This window comes from Buchnera aphidicola (Macrosiphum gaurae), assembly GCF_005080965.1.
Classification (GTDB): domain Bacteria; phylum Pseudomonadota; class Gammaproteobacteria; order Enterobacterales; family Enterobacteriaceae; genus Buchnera; species Buchnera aphidicola_S.
This window is the reverse complement of the sequence record NZ_CP034867.1, coordinates 391,813-409,305: the sequence shown is the minus strand read 5'-3', so window position 1 is coordinate 409,305 and position 17,493 is coordinate 391,813. Positions and strand designations below refer to the sequence as shown.

General features: G+C 24.4%; 12 protein-coding genes. 6 read left to right on the top strand and 6 right to left on the bottom strand.

Annotation, left to right across the window (positions count from 1 at the left end; genetic code table 11):
• On the bottom strand, nt 1-1,017 hold the full coding sequence (gene argF / locus D9V72_RS01870; protein WP_158354997.1) for an ornithine carbamoyltransferase: 1,017 nt from the start codon (nt 1,015-1,017) through the stop codon (nt 1-3).
• A gap of 268 nt (nt 1,018-1,285) precedes the next feature.
• Here argF and D9V72_RS01865 point away from each other — a divergent pair, with 268 nt between their 5' ends.
• From D9V72_RS01865 to D9V72_RS01855, 3 genes are all read left to right on the top strand, one after another.
• Nucleotides 1,286-2,785 carry a leucyl aminopeptidase gene (locus D9V72_RS01865; protein WP_158354995.1) on the top strand — a complete coding sequence of 500 codons (1,500 nt, stop codon included), beginning with the start codon at nt 1,286-1,288 and terminating at the stop codon, nt 2,783-2,785.
• Between the two features lie 85 nt (nt 2,786-2,870).
• Nucleotides 2,871-5,738 carry a valine--tRNA ligase gene (locus tag D9V72_RS01860; RefSeq protein ID WP_158354992.1) on the top strand — a complete coding sequence of 956 codons (2,868 nt, stop codon included), beginning with the start codon at nt 2,871-2,873 and terminating at the stop codon, nt 5,736-5,738.
• Between the two features lie 61 nt (nt 5,739-5,799).
• Nucleotides 5,800-6,735 carry a rhodanese-related sulfurtransferase gene (locus D9V72_RS01855; protein WP_158354990.1) on the top strand — a complete coding sequence of 312 codons (936 nt, stop codon included), beginning with the start codon at nt 5,800-5,802 and terminating at the stop codon, nt 6,733-6,735.
• 98 nt (nt 6,736-6,833) lie between these two features.
• On the opposite strand, the gene D9V72_RS01850 is transcribed toward D9V72_RS01855, so the two are convergent.
• From D9V72_RS01850 to pyrD, 3 genes are all read right to left on the bottom strand, one after another.
• The gene (locus tag D9V72_RS01850; protein WP_158354988.1) at nt 6,834-8,624 is read right to left on the bottom strand and encodes an ATP-binding cassette domain-containing protein; all 1,791 of its coding nucleotides are present in this window, start codon (nt 8,622-8,624) and stop codon (nt 6,834-6,836) included.
• Nucleotides 8,625-8,643: 19 nt separating this feature from the next.
• Nucleotides 8,644-10,746 carry a bifunctional 23S rRNA (guanine(2069)-N(7))-methyltransferase RlmK/23S rRNA (guanine(2445)-N(2))-methyltransferase RlmL gene (gene rlmKL / locus D9V72_RS01845; RefSeq protein WP_158354986.1) on the bottom strand — a complete coding sequence of 701 codons (2,103 nt, stop codon included), beginning with the start codon at nt 10,744-10,746 and terminating at the stop codon, nt 8,644-8,646.
• A 190-nt stretch (nt 10,747-10,936) separates the two neighbouring features.
• Nucleotides 10,937-11,950, bottom strand: coding sequence for a quinone-dependent dihydroorotate dehydrogenase (gene pyrD, locus D9V72_RS01840; RefSeq protein WP_158354984.1), 1,014 nt, complete (start codon nt 11,948-11,950; stop codon nt 10,937-10,939).
• 284 nt (nt 11,951-12,234) lie between these two features.
• Between pyrD and pncB the strand changes: the two genes are divergently transcribed.
• From pncB to D9V72_RS01825, 3 genes are all read left to right on the top strand, one after another.
• Complete coding sequence (gene pncB / locus D9V72_RS01835; protein ID WP_158354982.1) at nt 12,235-13,434, top strand: nicotinate phosphoribosyltransferase; 1,200 nt, start codon at nt 12,235-12,237, stop codon at nt 13,432-13,434.
• 151 nt (nt 13,435-13,585) lie between these two features.
• Nucleotides 13,586-14,986, top strand: coding sequence for an asparagine--tRNA ligase (asnS, locus tag D9V72_RS01830; protein ID WP_158354980.1), 1,401 nt, complete (start codon nt 13,586-13,588; stop codon nt 14,984-14,986).
• Nucleotides 14,987-15,130: 144 nt separating this feature from the next.
• Nucleotides 15,131-16,270: a porin gene (locus tag D9V72_RS01825; protein WP_158354978.1), complete on the top strand. Its 1,140-nt coding sequence runs from the start codon at nt 15,131-15,133 to the stop codon at nt 16,268-16,270.
• A 286-nt stretch (nt 16,271-16,556) separates the two neighbouring features.
• Here the strand turns inward: D9V72_RS01825 and D9V72_RS01820 are convergent, their stop codons facing one another.
• A complete protein-coding gene (locus tag D9V72_RS01820) occupies nt 16,557-17,084 on the bottom strand; it encodes a hypothetical protein (protein ID WP_158354976.1) in 528 nt (175 codons plus the stop codon).
• A gap of 60 nt (nt 17,085-17,144) precedes the next feature.
• Nucleotides 17,145-17,489 carry a histidine triad nucleotide-binding protein gene (locus tag D9V72_RS01815; RefSeq protein ID WP_158354974.1) on the bottom strand — a complete coding sequence of 115 codons (345 nt, stop codon included), beginning with the start codon at nt 17,487-17,489 and terminating at the stop codon, nt 17,145-17,147.
• Nucleotides 17,490-17,493 lie beyond the last annotated feature (4 nt).

The window sequence follows — 17,493 nt, the reverse complement described above, 5'->3', positions numbered from 1 at the left end:
TTAAAAATTAATCGTTTTTAATAAACTAGATACAAGTATAGCTTTTATAGTATGCAATCTATTTTCCGCTTGTTCAAAAATAACTTTTTCGTTTTTTTGAAAGACTTCATCTGTTATTTCCATGCCATTTTCAAAACCATATTTTTTTAATATAGATTCACCAATACAAGTTTTTTGATCGTGTAAAGCTGGAAGGCAATGTAAAATCTTTACTTTTGGATTATTCGTCATATTCAACATTGAACGATTTACTTGATAAGAACTTAATAATTTAATTCTTTTTTCCCATACTTTTTGTGATTCTCCCATAGAAACCCAAACATCAGTGTAGATAAAATCTACATTATTAACTCCTTCGACAATATTTTCAGTACATATTATGTTTCCTTTTTTCTTTTTTGTTTGTTCTTGACAAAGTTTAAATAGATTTTTGTCAGGCCAACATTCTTTGGGAGCAACTAAACGTAAGTCTAATCCAAACAATGATGCAGCTTCTAATAAAGTGTTTCCCATGTTATTATGTGCATCTCCAACATATGCACATTTTATTTTATCGAATTTTTTTTCTGGAAAAATTTCTTTTATAGTAAGTAAATCAGCAAGCAATTGTGTGGGATGAAATTTTTCAGTTAAACCATTCCACACTGGCGCTTTTGAATATTTAGCTAAAATTTCTATTGTTTTATGATTATGACCTCGATATTGAATTCCGTCATACAAACGTCCGAGTATTTTTGCTGTATCTTCGATTGATTCTTTTGTACCAAGGTGTGTGCTACCAGGACCGAGATACGTAACATTAGCTCCTTGATCAAATGCGGCTACTTCAAAAGAGCACCTTGTACGAGTTGATTCTTTTTCAAAAATTAAAGCAATATTTTTTTTATTAAGAAATTGAATTTCTTGATTATTTTTTTTGTATGTTTTAAGTTTTTGCGCTAATGTGATTATATTTTGCAGTTCTAAAGAAGTAAAATCTAATAGTCTCAAAAAATCGCGTTGATAAAGATTATTCATATTAAAGTCTCAGCATCAAATAAAAACATATTTTTCATAATTTGAAAATTGAAGAAAAAGCATTTTTATAGTATATAATATTTTGAACTAAACTTAAAATTATCATTATTGTTAATAAAAGTAATGAAAATTTAGTATATATACAGCAATATGCATAAATAAATATTGTGCATTTAATAAAAAGATAGCAATATGAAAATATTTTTTTTATATTAAATATTTTTTATTATATAAATTAATCAATTTTATTTAAAACAGAGCAAACATTATGAATTTTTTTATAAAAAATTGCAAATTAGATAAAGAAAAAACTGACTGTATAGTAGTTCCTGTTTTTGATTTATGTGAACTATCTCATTCTGCTTGTTATTTAGATAAATGTAGTAATGGTTATATAACCTCACTAATAAAATTAGGTGATATTCAAGGAAAAATAGGAGACACATTGATTTTATATAAAGTTCCTAAAATCTTTTCAAAAAGAATATTGCTAGTAGGTTGTGGAAAAAAAGATGAAATAAATAAAGTACGTTTTAAAAAAATATTTAAAAATACTATAAATATTTTAAAAAAACTTTCCATAAAAAATATTATTTATTCTTTTTCTGAACTAAATATTAATAATATATATTGGATGACTAGAGTAGCTGTACTTTCAATAAAAGAATTTTTATATAAAGTTATGAAAATAAATAATACCAATGTAGATAATATTAATATAGATTATATTATATTAGATATTTCAAAAAAACATGATTTATTTATAGCAAAAATAGCTTTAAAACATGCTTTAGCAATTGATTATGCTATTACATCAGCAAAAAATTTAAGTAATTTACCACCTAATATTTGTAATCCTCTATATTTATCTTCTAAGGCCAAAGAACTTGCTGAAAAATATAAAAATAATATTGTTGTTGAAGTAATTGATATAAAAAAAATGAAAGAATTAGGAATGAATGCTTATGTAGCAGTTGGAGATGGTGCAAAAAATAAGCCATTTATGTCTGTAATAAAATATTCTGGAAATAATATCATTAATAATAAAACAATTGCTTTTGTAGGAAAAGGCTTGACATTTGATTCTGGTGGTATATCTATTAAACCTTCATTTAATATGCATGAAATGAAATATGACATGTGTGGTGCTGCAGCAGTATATGGCATTTTAATTATGGCAGCTGAATTAAATTTACCTTTAAAAATAATAGGAATTTTGTCTGGTTGTGAAAATATGCCAGGAGGTTATGCTTTTAGACCTGGAGACGTTTTAACTACTATGTCCGGTAAAACGGTGGAAATATTAAATACTGATGCTGAAGGACGTTTAGTTTTATGTGATTCGTTAACATATTTAGAACGTTTTTCTCCAAATGTAGTAATTGACATTGCCACATTAACTGGGGCATGTGTTACAGCGTTAGGAGAATCAGTAAGTGGCCTTTTTAGTAACAATCAAGAACTTGCAAACCAATTGCTTCATGCTTCAGAAGAAACAGATGATAAAATATGGTCTTTACCATTATTTGAAGAATATCAAAAAAAAATAATTTCTAATATCGCAGATTTTTCTAATGTAGGACAGGGCCAAGCAGGTGCTATAACTGCAGCTTGTTTTCTTTCTAAATTTACAGAAAAATATAATTGGGCACATTTAGATATTGCTGGAACTGCATGGAAATCTGGAAAAAATGGAGGATCGACAGGACGTCCTGTTGAATTGTTATGTCAGTTTTTATTAAATCAGTCAAATTATATTTATTCTTAATTTTATTGAATAAATTTTTTTTTAATCAAAATACTATCTTTGCAACATGGCAATATCGCCTTTTTTTAAAAAATAGTTAAATAAAATGGAAAAAAATTATAACCCTCAAAATATTGAACAATCTTTATATAGTTTTTGGGAAGAAAACGGTTATTTTAAACCCAATAATTCAGGAAAATCAACTTTTTGCATGATGATGCCTCCGCCTAATATTACGGGAAGCCTGCATATGGGTCATGCATTTCAACAAACAATTATGGATATATTAATTCGCTATCATAGAATGCAAGGTAAGAATACATTTTGGCAAGTCGGAACAGATCATGCAGGAATAGCAACACAAATTTTAGTTGAACGTCAAATTCTTTTAGAAGAAAAAAAAACTAAAAAAGATTATAGTAGAGATGATTTTGTCAAAAAAATTTGGACATGGAAAAAAAAATCTAGCAATATTATTACAAAACAAATGCGACGTTTAGGAGTATCTGTCGATTGGGATCGTGAAAAATTCACATTAGATCCTGATATCTCTATTGCTGTTAGAGAAGCTTTTATTATATTTTATAAGAACAATTTAATTTATCAGAAAAAAAAATTAGTACATTGGGATTCAAAATTAGAAACTGTAATCTCAGATTTAGAAGTTGAACATCGTTTAACAAAAGGAAAAAAATGGTTTATTCGTTATCCTATCCTTGAAAATAATAGTTGTTCGAAAAATAAATTAAAATATTTAGTAGTCGCTACAACTCGTCCTGAAACTTTATTAGGAGATACAGCTATTGCTATAAATCCTAAGGATAATAGATATAACCAATATATTGGACGGACTGTTATATGCCCTTTAATAAATAGGAGAATTCCTATTATTGGAGATAAATATGCTGATACAGAAAAGGGAACTGGGTGTGTAAAAATTACTCCTGCACATGATTTCAACGATTATAAAGTAGGATTTTATCACAAATTACCAATGATTAATATTTTTACTTTTGATGGACGAATTAATTCTATTTTTGAAATTTATAATTATAAAGGTAAGAAATCTAATGAATATAGTACATTCATGCCATATCAATTTCAAAAATTAGATATTTTTTCTGCGCGAATTAAAATTATTGAAGAAGTTAAAAAATTAGGGTTATTAGAAAAAATAGAAGAATGTAATATCACTATTCCTTATAGTGATAGAAGTGGTGTTATTATTCAACCAATGCTTACAAATCAATGGTATTTGAAAACGTCAGAATTAGCTAAAGTAGCTTTACATGCTGTAAAAAATAAAAAAATTAAATTTATACCAGAACAGTATGAAAGTATGTATACATCTTGGATGAATAATATTGAAGATTGGTGTATTTCTCGTCAATTATGGTGGGGTCACCGTATCCCAGTATGGTATGATAACAAAAAAAATATATATATTGGTCAAAATGAAAAAGAAATACGTCAGGAATACTCAATATCAGATAATACATTATTGGAACAAGAAAATGATGTATTAGATACTTGGTTTTCTTCTGGATTATGGACTTTTTCTTCATTAGGATGGCCTAAAAAAACTAAATTTTTAAAACTTTTTCATCCTACTGATGTTTTAGTAAGCGGTTTTGATATCATTTTTTTTTGGATTGCTAGAATGATTATGTTAACAATGTATTTTGTTAAAGATACACATAATAATCCTGAAATACCATTTAAAAATGTTTATATAACCGGATTAATTCGAGATGAATACGGAAAAAAAATGTCTAAATCAAAAGGCAATGTAATTGACCCCTTAGATATGATAGATGGAATTTCTTTAAACGAATTAATCAAAAAAAGAACCAATAATTTATTACAACCAAATTTATCAAATAAAATTATTCAACGAACTATTAAACAATTTCCCGAAGGCATCAAAGCTACTGGTACAGATGCATTGCGGTTTACTTTTTCTGCATTAGCATCTAGTACGCGCGATATACAATGGGATATGAATAGATTAAAAGGGTATCGTAATTTTTGCAATAAACTTTGGAATGCTAGTCGTTTTGTTTTAATTAATACAGAACATCATAATTTTTCAAAATTTAATACAAAAGATAAAATGTTGTTAATAAATAAATGGATTTTAATAGAATTTAATGACACAGTAAAATTATATCGTGAGTCATTAGACACTTATCGTTTTGATATTGCAGCTAATATTTTGTATGACTTTATTTGGAGTGTGTTTTGTGATTGGTATTTAGAATTTGTAAAAATCATTATTAAAACGAGTTCTTCTGAAGAAATACATTTTACTAAAAATGTGCTCTTACATATTCTGGAATTGCTTCTAAGATTAGCTCATCCTATTATTCCTTTTATTACAGAAATAATTTGGCAACGTGTTAAAATAGTTAAAAATATTCAAGAAGATACAATCATGTTACAATCTTTTCCGAAATATAACTCGGAATTATTTGACAAAAAAACACTTATTAATATGAATTGGATTAAAAAAATAGTTACTTTCTTAAGGAATATTAGGATTAATATGAATATTAGTTCTAAAAAATTGTTACCGTTATTTTTATATAATACTACTTCTGAACAAAACAAGATTATTAAAGAAAATATTTTACTGATAAAAAAAATATCTTTTTTAGATAGTATTACAATACTGTCTCAAAAATATGATAAAGATTTATGCATAAAAGAAATAATAGATGGAGCTGAAATTTTAATTCCTATGCTAAAATTAATAGATAAAGAGGCGGAATTAAAACGATTATTAAAAGAAGAAAAAAAAATACAAATTAATATATTAAAAATAAAAAATAAAATATTAAATAAAGATTTTTTAGATTACGCTCCAAAAAATATAGTAATTCAAGAAAAAAACAAGTTATTAAAATTAAATGAAATATACATCAAATTATCCGAACAAATAAAAATTTTGACAGATTCATCTAAAAAAAAATAATGCTTATAGTATTTTTTTATGTGTATTATTTTTTATTTATAGTAATTATAGGAAATGTAACATGTCGATTTTATATAATCTCATTTCAAAGAAAGAACTAAAAAAACGTATTTTTTCTCAAACAGAACCACGTTTAACCTTGTCTTTTTATAAGTATTTTCCCATTAAAAACACTCAAGAGTATCATCATGAATTTTATAAAAATTTTAATAAATATAATGTTTTAGGGAGAATTTATATAGCTACTGAAGGTATTAATGCACAAATTAGTGTTCCAAAAAAAAACTATTTTTTTCTAAAAAACTTTTTATATAATTTTGATTCAGAGTTAAAAAATTTACGTATTAATAAATCATTAAATAATAATGAAAAATCTTTCTGGTTTCTTTCAGTCAAAGTGAGAGAGAAAATCGTACAAGATGGAATTAAAGAAGATTTTTTTGACCCTAAAAATGTTGGGACTTATATTAAATCAAAAAAAGTCAATTCAATGTTAAGTGATAAAAAAATAATATTTATTGATATGAGAAATTCTTATGAATATGCTATTGGTCATTTTGAAAACGCGATAGAAATTAAAAGCTCAACTTTTAGAGAACAATTAAAAAAATTAGTACCATTAATGAAGTATGCTAAAAATAAAAAAATTGTTATGTACTGTACAGGTGGTATCCGATGTGAAAAAGCTAGTGCCTGGATGCGTTTTAATGGTTTTAAACATATTTATCATATAGAAGGAGGTATTATTGGTTATGTGCATGATGCTCGAAAAAATGGATTACCAATTCTTTTTAAAGGCAAGAATTTTGTGTTTGATAATCGAATGGGTGAAAAAATTTCAGATGAAATAATATCATTTTGCAAACAATGCAATCAACTTTCTGATACTTATGTTAATTGTAAGTACAATTCGTGTCATCTTCTGTTTATTCAATGTGCAAAATGTTCTATTCATTTTAAAAATTGCTGTTCTTTAAACTGTATGGAAAAAATATAACATGATCTATACGTAGATAATTTTGAAGAGGCATTTTTTATAAATTAACTCCTTTATTAATCTATTTAATATATTTTATATGTTCTAAAAATTAGTTTTTATTTTTTAGTATTTATAATTTTTTTTTCTAAATTTTCCCAAAATAGTATTTCTCTTTCTAATTTTTTTTCTTGTTGAGCTAGCATTTTTAGAATTGGCAATTTTTCTTCTAATTTTTTTTTAAAAAAATCGGGTTCATTTACTTTTTTTTGTAATTTTTTGATGTTAATTTCAATTTTTTCTATTGTACATAATATTATATCAATTTCTTTTTTGAAATTATTTTTAATTTTGATATTTAGATTTGTTTTTAGTTTGTTTTTTGTTATTTTTTTATTTTTTAATTTATTTTTTTCTTTTTTTAAATCGGCATAATTTCCAAAATAGGTATTGATTAATCCATTTCCTTCAAAATACCAACACTTTTTTACTGTGTTATTGATGAATGTTTCATCATGACTAACAATTATAACAGTACCTTGATAATCAATAATAATTTTTTCCAATAATTGTAGAGTTTCTAAATCTAAATCGTTTGTAGGCTCATCAAGAATTAAAATATTACTTGGTTTTAAAAACAATCTAGCTAAAAGTAATCTGTTACACTCACCACCTGATAGTGTTTTTACTAAAGATTGTAATTGATTAGGTTTAAAGAGAAAGTTTTTTAAATACCCGATTATATGTTGTTCTTTGCCATTTAATATGATTTTTTCTTTTCCGTAAGCTATGTTTTCCAAAATAGATTTATTTGGATCCAGTATAGATCTGTTTTGATCGAAATATGATATTTTTAATCCTGTACCTGTATAAATTTTGCCTTTATAAGGTTCGTATTCCCCTATGATAATCTTAATTAATGTACTTTTTCCACACCCATTGTTACCAATTAATCCTAATTTATCACCGTGTTGAATAGTTGATGAAAAATTTTTTATAATAACTTTATTTTTAATTAAAAAATCTATGTTTTCTAATTTGAATAGTATTTTCCCTAAATAATTTTTAGATTCGTTAATTTTGATATCATTTAATTTTTCTACTTTTGTATAATTTTCATATTCTTTTCGTAATATTTTTAAACTTTTTACTCTTCCTTCATTACGAGTGGAACGTGCTTTAATACCTTTTCTAATCCATTTCTCTTCTTTTTCTAGATTTTTATCAAATAGTTTTTTTTGTATTTTCTCAATACGATTACTTTCATTTTTTAGTTTGATAAAATTTTTATAATCACCTGGCCAAGAAATTAGTTTTCCTCGATCAAGATCTATAATACGTGTACATATGTTTTGAATAAAATTTCTATCATGTGATACGAATAATATGCTACCGGAAAATTTCTTTAAAAATTTTTCAAGCCATTTCACGGTGTTAATATCTAAATGATTTGTAGGCTCGTCAAGCAATAGTATATCAGGTTCTTTGACTAAAATACGACCTAATGCAGCTTTTCTTAATAGACCTCCTGATAGATGAGACAATAAAGTGTTTTTATTTAATTCGATAATTTCAATTATTTTTTCTATTTTCACAACTTCTTTTATATTTTTTTTTTTACTTATTTTATATCTACTTAATCCCGAACTAACGAAATCATATATAGAAATATTAAGATTTTTGGGATTTTCTTGGGGTAAATAAGCTGTTTTTATATTTTTTTTATAAATAATATCTCCATGATCTAATTCTTGTTTTTTATTTATAATTTTTAATAAAGTAGATTTTCCAGCACCATTTTTACCGATCAAGCATACTCTTTCATTTTCGTTGATATATAGTGTACTATTTTTTAATATTTCTAAATTACTAAATGATAGACAAGCATTTTGAATGTTAATTAAAGACATAAATTTTTTATTCTTGAATTTATTTTGCATGTTTTATCGACCACGAATGGTAAATATTTGATTTTTTAAAGAAATCTTTTGATTGTATTTTTTTCGTAATTTTTTGTACATATAATTTTGTTTTTTTAATATAATCAAAATTAATTTCAAAATTTCGCGTAGAACTTGAAAAGATAATTTCACCATTATAACGTAAAATTCTTTTCAAGTTGATTATTATATCTAAATAATCTCTCGTTAAATCAAAATCTTGTTGTGTTTTTTTAGAATTAGAGAAAGTAGGTGGGTTTATAAATATTAAATCAAATTTTTGATTAGTTTTTTTAATCCATGTCAAACAATCTGATTGAATAAAATAGTGTTGAGAACCTGTTAAATTATTAAGAGACATATTACGCATAGACCATTTTATATAAGTATTAGAGATATCTACACTAGTTGTGCTATTCGCTTTTCCTAATCCAGCATACACAGTAGCAGTTCCAGTATATGAAAATAAATTAAGAAAATCTTTTCCCTTAGCCATTTGTCCTAATAATTTTCTTACGAGTCTTTTGTCTGAAAATAAACCAGTATCTACATAATCTGTCAAATTTACTAAAAATTTTGCATGATATTCTTTAACAGTAATAAAATTATTACTATTAAATAATTTGTTGTACTGCGTTTTATTTTTATTCTTTTGTCTAGTTTTTAATATAATATTATTTATAGAAATAGATAATGTTTCTTTAGTATAATAAATAGCATGGCATAGTCTTTTAAATGCTTTGTTATAATTAATTAATTTTGGTGCTTTATACTCTTGAATTACTATCCATTGATGATAAATATCTATTATTATATTATAATCTGGTAAATCTGCGTCATAAATACGAAAGCATTCTAATTTTTCTAGATTAGCCCATTTTTTTAATTTTTTAAAGTTTTTATTTAATCTATTTTTAAATTCATTTTTTTTAATATTTGAGTTTTTTGAAAAAATTGAAAAATTTCTTTGAAAACAATGTAATGATCCGTTTCTAAAACAATATTCTTCATATGATTGCATTTGTAGAAATTTTAATAAAAATATTGATGAACTAAATATTGATAATTTCCAATTTTTGAAATGTTTTTTTGATATAACACCTAATTGTATATACAAACCTACTAACTGACTTTCATTTTGAAATCTTTCTCCATATGGTGGATTACTTAATATAATTCCTATTTGCTCTTTATTATAAATGTTTTTTAAATCATTTAAATTTTTCGTTGAAAATTGAATTATGTTTAATACGCCTGCATTTAATGCATTTATTTTAGCTTTTTTTATAATTTCAGAGTTGTAATCATATCCTATAAAATAATTTTTCACACATTTTGTTATTCCAATTTTAAATCTTTCTTCTGCTTCTTTGACAACCTCTTTCCATATATTTTTGTTGTATTTTCTCCATGATTGAAATCCCCATTTTGATCTTTTTAATCCCGGAGCTCTATCAGAAGCGATCATAGCGGCTTCAATTAAAAGTGTTCCTGAGCCACACATAGGGTCTATCATAGGTGTATTCTTTTTCCAACTTGAACTTAATACAATTGCTGTTCCTAAATTTTCTTTAATAGGAGTAGAATTGCAAAATTCACGATATCCTCTTTTATTTAAAGATTCTCCACTTAGATCTAACATAATATTTGATGTATTATCATTTAATAATACTTTGACTCTAATATCAGGTTTAATAAGATTTACACTCGGACGAGAAGAGTATTTTTTTTGGAATTGGTCAACAATTGCATCTTTAGTTATTAGTGCTCCGAATAAACTATTACGAATAGTATCGTTGGTCCCTTTAAAATCAACTAAGAAAGTATTTTTTATATAAAAAATTTCAGTCCAATTAATATTATATACATTATGATAAAGATCATCGCTATTTTTTATAGTAAATTTTCTTATACATAAATAAATACGTGAAGCAATTCGACTCCACATTAAACTTTTATATAATAATAAATCATCAGATTGATAATAAATTCCTCCACTTATTATCTTTATGTTTTTAGCACCTAAAGATAAAAGTTCTTTTTCTAATAATTTTTCAGTTCCAAAATTTGTACTTGCAAATAAATTATTCATTTTTATCTTTTATTATTAGTTGTATGCAATTAAAAACTATTTTAGTAACATATTTAATATTTTTAGATATATAATATACGCTAACTAAATAGTTAAATGAATAATTATATTTATTTAAAGTTTTTTATAAAATTTAATTAATTGTTTTAGATTTAAAAAACTTAACTGTAAGAAATCATTAATAGAAATTTTATGCTTTATTAATAATTTCTTGTACTAGTTTTGGACCATGATATATTAACCCAGAATACATTTGTATTAGAGTAGCTCCTGATGCAATTTTTTCTTTAGCTGATTTTATAGAATTGATACCACCAACTCCAATAATAGGAATTTTTTTTTGTAAATTTTTTGATAATATTGAAATTATCTCAGTGCTTCTTTTTTGTAAAGGAAATCCACTTAATCCTCCTTTTTGCAAACTATTTTCTAGTCCAGATACTGATGAATGATCTAATGTCGTGTTAGTTGCAATGACTGCATCTATTTTATATTGAATCAATTGTTTTGAAATATAAATTAATTCTTTTTTTGATAGGTCTGGTGAAATTTTGATTGCTATAGGAACATATTTTAAATATTTTTTATGGAGTTCTTTTTGTTTTTTTTTTATTTTATATAATAAATTCTTAAAAAGAATTCCGTATTGTAAATTTCTTAAATTTGGAGTATTTGGTGAAGAAATATTAATTGCAATATAGCTAGCATAACAATAAACTTTTTCTATACATATCAGGTAATCATTAACTGCATGTTCAATTCTAGTATTTTTATTTTTTCCAATATTAACACCTATGATTCCTTTAAAATTCGATTTTTTTATATTATCAATTAAATTATCTATTCCTAGATTATTAAATCCCATTCTATTAATTATGCCTTCTATGGGAATCAATCTAAAAACTCTAGGTTTTGGATTTCCAATTTGAGGTAAAGGAGTCACAGTACCTACTTCAATAAAACCAAATCCTAATTTTGATAAAGAATGTATGTATTCTCCATTTTTATCTATTCCTGCTGCAGTACCAAGTTTATTTTTAAAAGTTAAACCCATGCATTGAATGTTTTTTGATGCCATCTTAGTTTTATAAAAAAAAAAATCAAAGAGCAGAAAATTTTTAATATTGAGATATTTTAATGTTAAAAAATGAGCTTTTTCAGGTTCTATTAAAAATAACAGTTTACGAATTAAATAATAAAACATTATAATTCCTTTTTGATATGGGATAAAATACTAAAAAACTATAGTAAATATATTTTATAAATATATAAATTGAAATAATTTTATTTTATATGCTATTTTTTTAAAAGATATTATTTTTTTGAAAAATTGATAACTTTTTTATTTATGTTATATTTTTATAAAAGACTTGAATAATATTTCTTTTAAATTCTTTTATGTTATTAAAACATAAAATAATTATAATGATTATCGTATATATAGTTATTGCAGACGAAAAAAAATAGAATAAAAAATAAACGAATATTATGAAAAGATATGATTATCCAATAGTAAAAACATTGCTTGATACTGATGCATATAAGCTTCATATGCAACAAGCTGTTTTTTATCATTATAAAAATGTAGACGTAGTTGCTGAATTTCTTTGTAGAGGAGATAATTTTTTAGGTTGTTATTCAAATGTTTTGTTAGAACAGATTGATATGATGAGATCTTTGTCTTTAAGTCATGAAGAATATACTTACATGACCTCTTTCCCATTTTTTAAGAAAGAATATTTACATTGGTTGAAAAAATTTCGTTATAATGTTTCACAAGTAAAAATTCATAACTATCAAGGTCAATTACATATTCGCATAAGTGGACTGTGGAAAGAAGTAATATTATGGGAAGTCCCAATTTTAGCTTTAATTAGTGAAGTTTTTCATGGAAATTTTTCTCCAGAGATTAGTTCTAAATCTGCTGTACAATATTTAGATAATAAACTGATAAAATTTTTCAAACATACTAAATATATAGATTTATCTCGTTTGAAAATTGTTGATTTTGGTACAAGAAGAAGATTTTCTTATGATGTGCAGTATTCTGTTGTTAAAAGATTAAAAAAGAATTTTCCTTTTTTAATTGGATCTAGTAATTATCATATAGCTCGTGTATTAAAGATTAAGCCAGTTGGAACACAAGCTCATGAATGGTTTCAAGCACATCAACAAATTGGAAAAAACTTACAGGATAGTCAAATCTTAGCATTACAAACATGGTTATATCAATACAAGAATCATCTAAGTATTGCTCTTACAGATTCAATTACTATGGATGCTTTTTTGCAAGATTTTAATTTATATTTTACTTCTGCTTATAAAGGGATCAGACATGATTCAGGAGATCCTGTAGAATGGGGTGAAAAAGCTCTAAAGCATTATGAAAAATTAGGAATAGACCCTTGTACTAAAACATTATTATTTTCTGATAATTTAAATTTTAATAAAATTATATTTTTGTATAAAAAATTTAATAAAAGAATTAATGTTATTTTTGGAATGGGAACAAAATTAACTTGTGATATTCCATATGTAAAACCATTAAATATTGTTATTAAATTAGTAAAATGCAATGGAAAACCTGTTGCTAAAATATCTGATAGTCCAGGAAAAACATTTTGTTTGGATTATAATTTTTTACAACATTTATGTAAAGTATTCAATGTACCATTAAAAAATAGATAAATTATGATTTTTCTATATTATTATTTTTTAAATTTTTTGATTATTGATTCATGTTTTTTCTAAACATAAAAAAATTTTTACTATTTTAAAAATTTATTTCTATAATAGTCTATTTTAAAAAATAAGTAATAAGTATAAAAGGGAAGAATTTATGAGCACAGTATCAATATCAGATATATATAAAGATGATATTATGGTAAATAGTTTTATTACTGTATGTGGATGGGTCAGGAGCCGCAGAAGCTCAAAATCTGGTTTCTCTTTTATTACAATTTATGATGGTTCATGTTTTGATTCGATACAAGCGATTGCGAATAATAATTTACCCAATTATTACAAAGAAATATTACATTTAACCATTGGATGCTCTGTTATACTAACCGGTATATTAGTGTTATCCATTGGAGATAAACAAAAATATGAAATTCAGTTAACAAAAATTCAAGTTTTAGGTTGGATTGAAAATCCAGAGACTTATCCAATATCTGCTAAAAAACACAGTACAGAATATTTAAGAGAAGTTGCACATTTGAGATCTAGAACAAATTTAATAGGTGTAATAGTACGAATAAGAAATCATATATTACAATCATTACACCGTTTTTTTTATGAGAGAAATTATTTTTGGGTTCCAACACCTATTATAACTAGTTTAAATACTGAAGGCACTGGAGAAATGTTTCGTGTTTCAACATTAGACATGAAAAATATTCCCAAAAATGAAGATGGATCCGTTGATTTTAAAAAAGATTTTTTTGGAAAAGAGTCTTTTTTAACTGTTTCGGGGCAGTTAAATATAGAAACATATGCTTGTGCTTTATCTAAAGTTTATACTTTTGGTCCTACTTTTCGAGCTGAAAATTCTAATACTAGTCGTCATTTAGCAGAATTTTGGATGCTAGAAGTAGAATCAGCTTTTGCTAATTTAAATGATATATCGGATTTTGCTGAGTATATGTTAAAATATGTTTGTAAATCTCTTTTAAAAAATTGTATGTCAGATATTAATTTTCTTAAAATTTATATTGATAATGATATAGTTAACCGTCTAGAAAAAATATTATTAGTAGATTTTATACGTATAGATTATGAAGAAGCTATAAATATTTTACTTGATTCTAAAATGCAATTTAACAACTCTGTTTTTTTAGGCGTTGATCTGTCTTCTGAACATGAGCGTTTCCTTGTAGAAAAGCATTTTAAAATTCCAGTAATAATAAAAAATTATCCCAAAGAATTAAAAGCATTTTATATGAGATTGAATGACGATAAAAAAACTGTTGCAGCAATAGATTTATTAGTTCCTAATATTGGTGAGCTAATAGGCGGTTCTCAACGTGAAGAACGTATTTCAATTTTAGACGAACGTTTATTAGAACTGGGATTAAAAAAAGAAGATTATTGGTGGTATAGAGATCTTCGTCGATACGGTACGGTGCCGCACTCAGGTTTTGGAATGGGTTTTGAACGATTAATCTCTTATGTCACTGGAGTAACAAATATAAGAGATCTTATTCCATTTCCACGTACTGTTAATAATGCTCATTTTTAAATAAAAATATTTAATATTTACTAAATAATTTTTTTATTTGAGTATTTACATAAAAATACAGAATATATAAAATTCATAGTTATTTTTTAATAATATATTGATCTTGATTTAAATTATTTTTACTAAAAGGTAGTATAAAAAATTATGACAAATCATAAATCTTTAGCAATTTTAATACCAATGTTATTAGCTGCTAGTAATGGAGTTAATGCCTTGGATATATTTAATAAAAACGGTAATAAACTTAAATTATATGGTAGTATTAATCCTAATCATGAGTTATCTCATGGTTTTTTATCGACTAAAGTTACATCTCATAACGATAATACAAATGCTATTTTAGGTCTTTCAGGAGAAATAAATATTAGTGATGAATTATTAAGTTATGCTACTATTGAATATAAAACTGATTTTTCCGCACCAGAAGAACTATTAAACAAACAACAGTCTAATACTGTACGATTAGGATATGCTGGTTTTAAATATGGTAATTGGGGTTCGATAGATTATGGTCGTAATTATGGTATTTTTCATGATGTGCAATCATTAACTAATCATACGCCATATATTAATAAAGATAGTGTATTTTCTTATAATGATAATTATATGATAGGAAGAAATAATAGCTTACTTACTTATCGAAATAATAATCTTTTTGGTTTGGTTAATGGAGTTAGTTTTGCATTACAGTATAAAAATCAAGATAAAAATAGAGCAGAACTTCAGCAAAATGGTACTGTTTGGGGTGCTTCTTTAAAGTATGAAACTGATGTTGGATTAACTGCTATTGGTTCGTGTTTTTCTTCTGAAAGAACTGCATCTGATAACAAAGGCAATCAAGATGAAAAACTTCCTTCTGTAGGAGCATATGGATTAGGTTTTAAATATGATGCTAACGATATATATATCGCAGCTTTTTATGGTGAATCACGTAATTTAAAAACATCATCTATTGATCAAAATAATGCACCTAATGAACAACCATATATCAATAAAACACAAAATATTGAAGCTATTGCAGAATATGATTTTCATTCTGGTTTTCATCCTTCCTTAAGTTATTTAGATTCTAAGGGACAAAATTCAAACACAAAAGATTCATCTAATCATTCAGATTTAGAATTAGCAAGACAAATTAATATTTCTACTCGTTATGATTTTAATAAAAATATTTCCACATATATGAATTATAAAATTAATTTGTTAAAAGGTGATGATTCTATGAAAAAAACTAAGAATCCTATAGACAACACTATTGGTGCTGGAATAGTTTATCATTTCTAATTTTTTGAAAATATATATTTTTTTAAAATTACTTTAAAATTTTTTAATAATAATTAAGAGCTAGAACTTTCTACTGCTATAAAAATAGATAAATCTATTTTTTATATTCAAAAAATAATTAATTTTTTGAATTATATAAATTTCAGTAGAAAGGGCTACTCTTATTGAGAGGAAATATTATTTCTTGTTAAAAAACTAGTTCTCAATCTTTTTATACAACAATAAAATTAATTTTTAGGATATAAAAAAAATAATTTTAAAACATGTTTTATATGTAATATATTTATTAATATAATTTTTCTTTTTTCATAAATACTATTTCTCCTGTTTTAACTAGTATTAATTTTATTTCTAATGAAAAAAGTTTATTTTTACCGGAAATACAGCTATAAAGATAATATTTTGCATGGTTATTCCGAGATAACAAAAGTGCAGTACTAGTATCTAGTGTATTTTTATTTTTTAATACGCCCAATTCTTTTTTATTTTTTTCGATTATTTCTTTTTTAAGGAAACTAATTGTATGATTTTTTTTAATAATTTTATTTTTAATTGAATCTGTTAGTTTTTTTGTATCTATAAACATATCAGTTTCATTTTTTAGTAAATCAATAAAAAATAATGTATTATTAGCAATAAATATATTTTTAGATTTTAATATTTCTGAAATAATATTTTCTGTAGTTGAGTCAAAGTTTAAAAAAGTAAAATTTAATGTTTTTGTTTTTGTAAAATCTTTCTTGATTTCTTTGGAAAAATTACAACCATGTATGAAAAATATAAAAAATAATATAGATAGTAAATTTTTACTCAAATTTTATCCTTCAATTTATAAAATAAATAATATTTTTTTAGAGGTTTTAAAATAAAAAAATCAAAAAAATGATTTAAGTTTTTTGCCTCCTAGTAAATGCATATGAAGATAATTGATTTCTTGTCCTCCATTTTTATTACAATTAATAATAATTCTATATCCTTCTTGACTAATTTTTTCTTTTTTTGCAATATGAACAGCAATCTCGAACATATTTGCTATAATCCATTTATTTTTTTTATTGATATCATTTGATGATGCAATAAAAAAATTAGGTATGATTAATATATGTACTGGTGCTTTGGGCTGTATATCTTTAAAGGCAGTGATTGTTTCATCTTGATAAATAATACTTGCTGGTGTTTTTTTTTCTATGATATTCTTAAAAATTAAATGATTGTGCATAATT

Bases quoted from the DNA above. Each gene is read 5' to 3' on its own strand.
- pncB (WP_158354982.1), top strand. From the start codon at position 12,235: ATGAAAAGATATGATTATCCAATAGTAAAAACATTGCTTGATACTGAT.
- D9V72_RS01815 (WP_158354974.1), bottom strand. From the start codon at position 17,489: ATGCACAATCATTTAATTTTTAAGAATATCATAGAAAAAAAAACACCA.
- D9V72_RS01860 (WP_158354992.1), top strand. From the start codon at position 2,871: ATGGAAAAAAATTATAACCCTCAAAATATTGAACAATCTTTATATAGT.
- D9V72_RS01865 (WP_158354995.1), top strand. From the start codon at position 1,286: ATGAATTTTTTTATAAAAAATTGCAAATTAGATAAAGAAAAAACTGAC.
- D9V72_RS01855 (WP_158354990.1), top strand. From the start codon at position 5,800: ATGTCGATTTTATATAATCTCATTTCAAAGAAAGAACTAAAAAAACGT.
- D9V72_RS01850 (WP_158354988.1), bottom strand. From the start codon at position 8,624: ATGTCTTTAATTAACATTCAAAATGCTTGTCTATCATTTAGTAATTTA.
- pyrD (WP_158354984.1), bottom strand. From the start codon at position 11,950: ATGTTTTATTATTTAATTCGTAAACTGTTATTTTTAATAGAACCTGAA.
- asnS (WP_158354980.1), top strand. From the start codon at position 13,586: ATGAGCACAGTATCAATATCAGATATATATAAAGATGATATTATGGTA.
- argF (WP_158354997.1), bottom strand. From the start codon at position 1,017: ATGAATAATCTTTATCAACGCGATTTTTTGAGACTATTAGATTTTACT.
- rlmKL (WP_158354986.1), bottom strand. From the start codon at position 10,746: ATGAATAATTTATTTGCAAGTACAAATTTTGGAACTGAAAAATTATTA.
- D9V72_RS01825 (WP_158354978.1), top strand. From the start codon at position 15,131: ATGACAAATCATAAATCTTTAGCAATTTTAATACCAATGTTATTAGCT.